The organism is Promicromonospora sp. NPDC057488, assembly GCF_042802395.1.
GTDB lineage: Bacteria > Actinomycetota > Actinomycetes > Actinomycetales > Cellulomonadaceae > Promicromonospora.
Map to the genome: position 1 here is coordinate 56,250 of NZ_JBHVEG010000014.1, position 7,588 is coordinate 63,837.

At 73.3% G+C, this 7,588-nt stretch carries 6 protein-coding genes; 2 read left to right on the plus strand and 4 right to left on the minus strand.

Annotated elements, in window-relative coordinates; translation table 11 throughout:
• Nucleotides 1–53 precede the first annotated feature (53 nt).
• Nucleotides 54–1,649: an exo-alpha-sialidase gene (locus tag ACFU5G_RS05045; RefSeq protein WP_377241405.1), complete on the plus strand. Its 1,596-nt coding sequence runs from the start codon at nt 54–56 to the stop codon at nt 1,647–1,649.
• A gap of 61 nt (nt 1,650–1,710) precedes the next feature.
• Here ACFU5G_RS05045 and ACFU5G_RS05050 read toward each other — a convergent pair whose 3' ends face one another.
• The 3 genes from ACFU5G_RS05050 to ACFU5G_RS05060 form a co-directional block, all read right to left on the minus strand.
• Entirely contained in the window at nt 1,711–3,468 is a 1,758-nt protein-coding gene (locus tag ACFU5G_RS05050; protein WP_377241407.1) for an ABC transporter ATP-binding protein, read from the minus strand.
• The gene (locus ACFU5G_RS05055) at nt 3,465–4,991 is read right to left on the minus strand and encodes an ABC transporter transmembrane domain-containing protein (RefSeq protein ID WP_377241409.1); all 1,527 of its coding nucleotides are present in this window, start codon (nt 4,989–4,991) and stop codon (nt 3,465–3,467) included. The genes ACFU5G_RS05050 and ACFU5G_RS05055 overlap by 4 nt, the downstream gene beginning before the upstream one ends.
• Before the next feature lie 122 nt (nt 4,992–5,113).
• Entirely contained in the window at nt 5,114–6,085 is a 972-nt protein-coding gene (locus ACFU5G_RS05060; RefSeq protein WP_377241411.1) for a helix-turn-helix transcriptional regulator, read from the minus strand.
• An 84-nt stretch (nt 6,086–6,169) separates the two neighbouring features.
• On the opposite strand from ACFU5G_RS05060, the gene ACFU5G_RS05065 reads away from it, so the two are divergent.
• Nucleotides 6,170–6,760, plus strand: coding sequence for a VOC family protein (locus ACFU5G_RS05065; RefSeq protein ID WP_377241413.1), 591 nt, complete (start codon nt 6,170–6,172; stop codon nt 6,758–6,760).
• Between the two features lie 2 nt (nt 6,761–6,762).
• On the opposite strand, the gene ACFU5G_RS05070 is transcribed toward ACFU5G_RS05065, so the two are convergent.
• Nucleotides 6,763–7,588, minus strand: an 826-nt coding sequence (locus tag ACFU5G_RS05070) for an MBL fold metallo-hydrolase (protein ID WP_377241415.1), incomplete at its 5' end; no start/stop codon positions are given.

Here is a 7,588-nt window from a genome sequence, read left to right on the forward strand (position 1 = left end):
CTCCCGTGCCGGAGAACCGGCACCGCCGAGCCGCACCGACCGGAAGGAACGACATGCTCGGAACCCTTCGCACGACAGCGCGAACCGCGCTCGGCCTCACCGCGGCACTCACTCTCGGCGCGACCGTCGCGCTCGTCCCCGCGGCGACCGCGGTGGCCCACCACGCGGCACCGGCACCCGACTTCGACGCCGCTCCGGCGACCGGCGGCGCCGGCAGCTACACCGAGCAGCAGCTCGCGACCAACGGCATCGGCGGATTCCCGAACTACCGGATCCCCGCGCTCGCCGTGACCAACAGCGGCACGGTGCTGGCGTCCTACGACGGGCGCCCGACCGGGGCCGACTCCCCCGGACCCAACTCGATCCTCCAGCGCCGCTCCACCGACGACGGCGCCACGTGGGGACCGCAGACCGTCGTCGCCGCGGGCCGCACGCCGGCCCCGGTCGAGGGCTACTCGGACCCGAGCTACGTCGTGGACCGCGAGACCGGCGCCGTCCTCAGCTTCCACGTGAAGTCCTACGACCGGGGCTTCGGCAACTCGCAGCCGGGCGTCGACCCCACGGACCGGAACGTCATCCACGCCAACGTGTCGACCTCGACCGACGACGGCGTCACGTGGTCGCACCGCACGATCACCGCGGACATCACGGCGGACCTGGGCTGGCGGTCCCGGTTCGCGGCGTCGGGCCAGGGCATCCAGCTCAAGTACGGCCCGCACGCCGGGCGCCTGCTGCAGCAGTACACGATCACCAACGCGTCCGGCGCCTACCAGGCCGTGTCCGTCTACTCCGACGACCACGGCGCGACCTGGCAGGCCGGCACGCCCGTGGGCACCGGCATGGACGAGAACAAGACCGTCGAGCTCTCCGACGGTCGCGTCATGCTCAACTCGCGCGACTCCGCCCGGTCCGGCTACCGCAAGGTCGCCTACTCGACGGACGGCGGCGTGACCTACGGTGCGGTGACGGTGGACAGCGAGCTGCCGGACCCCACGAACAACGCCTCGATCGTGCGCGCCTACCCGAACGCGGCGCAGGGCTCGGCCCAGGCCAAGGTGCTGCTGTTCTCCAACGCAGGCTCCACGTCGTCGCGCAGCAACGGCGTGATCCGGATCAGCTACGACGACGGGGCGACCTGGCCCACGTCCCGCACCTTCCAGCCGGCGGGCATGGCGTACTCGACGCTCGCGACGCTGCCCGACGGGAACGTCGGCCTGCTGTACGAGCCCGAGGGCGGCAACGGCGGCATCCGGTTCGCCTCGTTCGACCTCGACTGGCTGCTCTCCGGGACGTCCGCCACGGCCGGCACGATCGAGGTCGTCGGAGGCGTGCTGACCAACCCGAAGCCGGCCGGGTACGCGGTGGGCGACGTGCTGCGGTTCAGCTACACGGTGCACAACAGGTCCGGTGCCGCGACCACGGTCGTGCCGACCGGCAACCTGGACTCCCTGAACCCCTCGCAGTCCGCGCAGAACTGCCGGTACCTGAACCTGCCCGCGCAGCGCTCGTACACCTGCGCCTTCGCGTCGCACACGGTCACCGCCGCGGACGTCGCCGCCCGGTCGTTCACGCCGTCGACCACCTGGACGTCCAGCTCCGGCGGCACGAGCACGGTCGTCGACCGGGTGGGGCCCGCCGTCACCTGGTGACGGACGCCACCAGGCACGACCAGGGGGCAGGCAGGCTCGCTCGGCAGGGCCGGCCCGCCCCCTACCGTGGCCCGCCGTCGTAGGCCGCCCACAGCCGCGCGTAGAGCCCGTCCTCGGTCATCAGCTGCTCGTGGGTGCCCTCCTCGACGACGCGCCCGTCCGCCATCACGAGCACCCGGTCGGCAGTCTGCGCCTGCCGGAGGCGGTGCGCCACGACGAGGCCCGTCCGTCCTGCCAGCACCGCGGCCGCGGCGTCCTCCAGGCGTCTCGCGCTCCGGCTGCCCGACTCGGCCGTGGCCTCGTCCAGGATCACGACCGCCGGGTCGGCCAGCGCGGCGCGGGCCAGCGCGACCTGCGCGACCTGGTCGGGGGCGAGCTTGTGCCCGAGCTCCCCGACGACGGTGTCGATGCCCTCGGGCAGCGCCGTGACCCATCCCGTGGCACCCACCAGCGCCAGGGCCGCGCCGACGTCGTCGTCGGTCGCGTCGGCGCGGGCCAGGCGCAGGTTGTCGGCGAGAGAACCGGCGAAGACGTGCGCCTCCTGGGTCACGAGCACGACGGGCCGCGGGTGCGCGCCGGCCAGGCGCGACACCGGTCCGCCGTCGACGCTCACGGTGCCCTCGCTCGGCTCGGTCAGCCCAGCCAGGACCACCGCGAGCGTCGACTTGCCCGCACCGCTCGCGCCGACCAGCGCGACCTGCTCACCGGGAGCCAGGTCGACGGACACGTCGTGCAGCGCCTCGTGCTCGCCGTACCGGTGGGTGATCCCGCGGCCCGAGACCGCACCTGCCGCGCGGCCGGACATCGGGGGTGCCACGGCGAGGTCCGCACCGGCCTCGATCACGCCGACGATCCGCCGCAGGCTCGCGACCGCCGACAGGACGGCGTCGAAGCTGAAGATGATCAGACCGATCGGGTTGAAGAGCCGGATGAAGTACAGCGCGGCGGCGGTCACCGCGCCGATCGTCGCCGCCTCGCGCGACACGAGGACGAACCCGACCGTGATGATCGACCCGATCCCGACGAGCTCGGCGATGTTGAGCCACTTGCCCCAGGCCGTGCTGAACCACAGGACCTCCTTGGAGATCTTCCGCGCCCGGTCCGAGGACTCCGTGATGCCCGCCGCGTGCGCCTCCTGGACGCGGTAGGCGTGCACGGTGGGCAGCCCCTCCAGCGACGAGACGAGCGCCTCGGCCCGGTCGCCGAACGCGGCGCGCTCCGCGCTGTAGCGCGGCGCTGCCCGCGGCAGGTACCAGCGCAGTGCCAGCACGTAGACCGGGATCGCGGTGAGGCCGGCCACCGCGAGCCACGGGTCCAGCGCGAACAGGCCCGCGAGCGTCAGCGCGACCGTGAGCAGCGCGCCGACCCAGGGCGCCAGCAGCCCCGCGACCAGCTCGCTGACGACGGCGATGTCGTCCCCGACCCGGCTGAGGAGGTCCCCGCGCCCGGCCCGCTCGACCCGCTCCGACGGGAGCCGCAGGGCGGTCGCGACGACGTCCTCCCGCATCCGCGCGAGCACGCGCTGGCCGATCCGGGAGACGAGCGCGCCGCTGGCGGCCGTGAGGCCGGCGGCGAGCACCCCGGACGCCGCCACCCAGACCGCGACGCCGACGACGTCGCTCACCTCGCCGCCGCCCAGGACGGTGTCCACCAGGACACCGATGGCCCAGGGTGCGACGAGACCGGACACCGCGGCCAGCGCCGCCAGGACGGTCGTGGTGGCGGTCAGCGCACGGTGCGCGTGGACGTAGCGGCGTACCGAGCGCCGGACGCCGGGCGCGGAGGCCAGCGGGAGACGCTCGGCGAAGGTGTCCGTCATCGAAGTACCCGCTCGCGGTAGAGGTCGTTGATCTCGAGCAGCTCGAGGTGGGTGCCGACGACGTGCGGTGACCCGTCCTCGACGAGGACCACCCGATCGGTCCGGGCGAGCAGCACCGGGCTGCTGGTGACGACGACCGTCGTGCGGACGGGGCCCTCCCGGTGGTGGCGCAGTGCTCGGATGCCGTCGGCGACGCCCTCCTCGGTCACCGAGTCGACGGCGGTCGTCGGCTCGACCAGCACGAGGACGTCCGCACCGGTGTGCAGCGCACGCGCGAGGACGAGCCGCTGACGCTGGCCGCCGGAGAGGCTGAGCCCACGGTCGCGCACGCGCGCGTCGAGCCCGCCGGGCTGGGCGTCGACGAAGTCGCGCGCGCCCGCGGCGTCGATCGCGGCGTCGATCGACGCGGTGGGATCGGTCGACGCCGTTGGGCCGGCGCCGGCGCGGCCCAGCGCGAGGTTCTCCCCGATCGAGCCCGCGAACAGGTCCGGGTGGTGCGGCTCGACGTGCACGGTGGCCCCGGCCGGCAGCCGCAGCGCCGCGGTGACCCGCTCGACGTCGTCGGGCCCGGCCACGATCCCGACCAGCTCACCGGCGGTCAGGTCGACCGGGTGCACGGTTCCCGTGGGCCTCTCGACCGCTGGTCCCGGGTCGGCGGGCGCCTCGCCCAGCGCGGACCGCACCCGGCGGGCGCTGGCCTTCGCGGCGGCGCCGATCTGCAGGTAGAGGCCCACCCCGGTCAGCGGCTCGGCGATGAACTGGGCGACACCTACCGCGGAGATGAAGGCACCGACGGTGATCGTGCCGTCGAGCGCAAGCAGTCCGGCGAACCCCACGGAGACGGCGAGGACCACCGTTGCCGCCAGCACCGTCGCACCCTGCTGCACGGCCTTGGCCGACCCCGCGCGGACACCCGCTTCCTCGGCGGCGCGGCTGGCGGTGCGATAGCGGGCGGCGGCGGGCTCCTGCGCGCCCAGGCCGTGCAGCACCCGCAGGCCGGCGACGAGGTCGGTGGCCAGCGCGGAGGCGTGGGCGAGCGTCTCCTGCTGGTCGGCGACCCGTCGGGAGATCAGCGGCGAGAGGGCGTTGAGCGCGAACGTGACGGCCACGGCCGTGCCGATCAGCACGCCGCCGAGCACCAGGTCGATGCTGAGGAGCACCGCGCAGCTGACGGCGAGCGCCGCGCCGGCGCCGCACAGCCCGGCGAGCCAGATGATGCTGCGCGCGGCCTGGTCGGCGTCGGACGAGGCGATCGTCAGCAGCTCGCCGTGCCGGCGCCGGCGCGCGGCGCCGGGCGCCAGGACGCGCGTGGCGAGCTCGGCTCGCAGCAGGTGGCTCTCGTCGATCACCGCCCCGTCGCCGAGTCGCGAGAACCAGCGGTAGCAGGTGAAGAGCAGGGTGAACAGCAGGGTCAGGCCGACCAGGCTCGCGACCAGGCGTGCCGGGCTGCCGCTGACGACGGCGGCGTCGATGGCGATGCCGACGGCCACGGGCACGAGGGCCTCGCACGACTGGTGCCCCATGAGGAACAGCGCCGACCCGACGACGCGGCCACGCTGCCGGTGGAGGGTCCGGCGCCGGAGCGGTTCCCTGCGCGACCTGGTACGAATGGTGACCTCCGACGGCGATAGCGAGTAAGGCAGACCTAACCTATCTGCTCGGGGCCGGAGGTCGCCTGCATCAGCGCCTGACCCCAGGCCCGCATGTACTCGACCGCCTCGGCCGGTCCGTGCACGACGAAGGGGGCGCCGATCGCCACGAGGCAGAAGGCCGCCCAGTCCAGCGACTCGGCGGCGATACAGACCTCGCACGAGCTGTCGTCGATCGGCCTGACGGTGCCGTAGTGCACGATCTCGGCCTTGATCCGCTCGACGGGCGCGTGCACCGTGGCGCGCACGCGGAAGCGCGACGACAGGTCGCCGATCCGGGCGTTCACGAAGGCCACGGGGTCGTCGCCGGGCAGCTGACGCAGTGCGAACCGGTTCCCGGTGCGGCGCGGTCCGGTGACGCGGTCGACCCGGAACGTGCGCCAGTCGGCACGGTCCAGGTCCCAGGCGACGAGGTAGAGCCGGTTGTCCACGTTCACGATCCGGTGCGGCTGCGCGCTCCGCCGGGACTCGTCTCCACCGTGGGACCGGTAGGAGAACTCCACCGTGTCGCCGTCACGGCACCCGAGCGCCAGCGTGGTGAGCGCCGTGACATCGCCGATGGCCGCCCGCTGCTCGGCGCTCGCGGGGACCGCGACGGCCCGCAGGCTGTCGATCCTGCCGCGGATGCGGGGCGGGAGCACCTGCACGATCTTCGCCATCGCGCTCACGGCGTCGTCCGCGGAGGCCGGGTGGGCACCCGTGGCGATCTCCTTGAGCCCGAGCACCGTGGCCGCGGCCTCGTCCTCGCTGAGCACGAGCGGCGGGAGCGACGCACCGGCGCCGAGCTGGTAGCCGCCGCCCGTTCCTCGGGTCGTCATGATCGGGTAGCCGAGGTCCTGCAGCCCGCTGACGGCGCGGCGCAGGGTGCGCGGGCTGACCCCGAGGCGGTCGGCGAGCTCGCCGCCCGGCCAGTGCCGCCGGTTCTGCAGGAGCCCGAGCAGTTCGAGGGCGCGGGAACTGGTCGACATCTCCTCAGGCTAGATCGACAAGTGGCCAGATACTGTCCGGAAGGGCGACGAGACTGGCGGTCCCATCGAGAACGAGGAGAGCCCATGTCCGCTCCCACCGCCCACACCGTTCCTGCCGCCCCTGCCGGATCGGCGACGGTCGACCCCTTCATCTGGTCGGACGACGCCGCCGGCCTCATCCGTTTCCTGCTCGACGTCTTCGACGCGACCGAGGTTCCGGAAGCCCGGACCGCCGACACCGACGGACTGGTGCTGCACTCCGAGGTCCGGATCGGCGACTCCACGATCACGATCGCGGACCGCAAGCCGCAGTGGCCCTACACGCCGGCGTTCGTCCGGGTCTACGTCGAGGACCCGGCCGCGACCCTGCAGCGCGCCACTCGGGCAGGGGCGCGCGTCGTCACCGAGCCGACCGAGTTCTGGGGCGACGTGCTTGCCCGCTTCGCGGATCCGTTCGGTCACCTGTGGTGGGTCTACAAGCACAACCCGTCGGACGATGCCGCGGGCGGTGCCGCAGGGGCCGACGTCGAGGGGGCCGACGTCGACGGGGACGGCGACTGGACGGAGCCGGTCGGCGACGAGGACTGGGAGTCGTACGCCACGCCCGAGCTGACCTACGTCCACTCGACGCTCATGGAGGCCATGGCGGCCCTGCGGGACCCGCGCGAGCACTGATCTCACTGACCGGGCCTGAGCTCCGGGAGCAGGTACGGGATGTCGTCGTAGGCCCGCCCGTCGTGAGCGGGCACGATCCGTACGTCACGCGGGAAGGCCAGCACGCGGCCAAGGTCCTTCCGGATCTGTGCTGTGTCGCTGTCGGCGAGCACGCGCATCAGCCAAGGTCTCTGCACGCCCTGGGCGATCCCGTCGAGCTGCCAGGTGAGGTCCCCGATGAAGGCGAAGCGCCGATCCGGGTGCACCGTGACGACGACCACCACCGAACCAGTGGTGTGACCGACCGCCGGCAGGATCATGATGCTGCCGTCCCCGTGGAGGTCATGGCTTGCCGCGAAGCCGAGGTGTGCCGGCCCGTCGAAGTCGTAGGTGCGGAGCTCATGCCCTGCTGCGACCCGCCCGAACACCTGGTCGCCGCGGTTCCGGTCCGCGTACCGGAGCTCCGCCTGGGGTACGAGGACCGGCACGTCGAGAGAGTCCAGCCCGCTGACGTGGTCCCAGTGCGAGTGGGTCAGGATCACGCCGCGCAGGCAGTCGCGGTCGTAGCCGACGGCGTCCAGCTGCTCGCTCGCGGTCAGACCGATCGTGTGCGGTGAACGCCTGTACGCGGGCAGCATCCTGATGTGTTCGTCCGCGTGCGCCCCGAACCCGCTGTCGATGAGCAGGTCGCCCTCCGGATGCCGAACGAGCACAGCCGTGGCGGCGAACTGCCGGCGTTCTCGCCATCGGCCGCCTTGGAAGGCCAGCGACGCGGGGGTCTCGTATGTGCCCGTGGGCAGCTGGAAGATCTGGAGCTTCTGGTGCCGTGGGTCGGCAGCAGGCCGACCC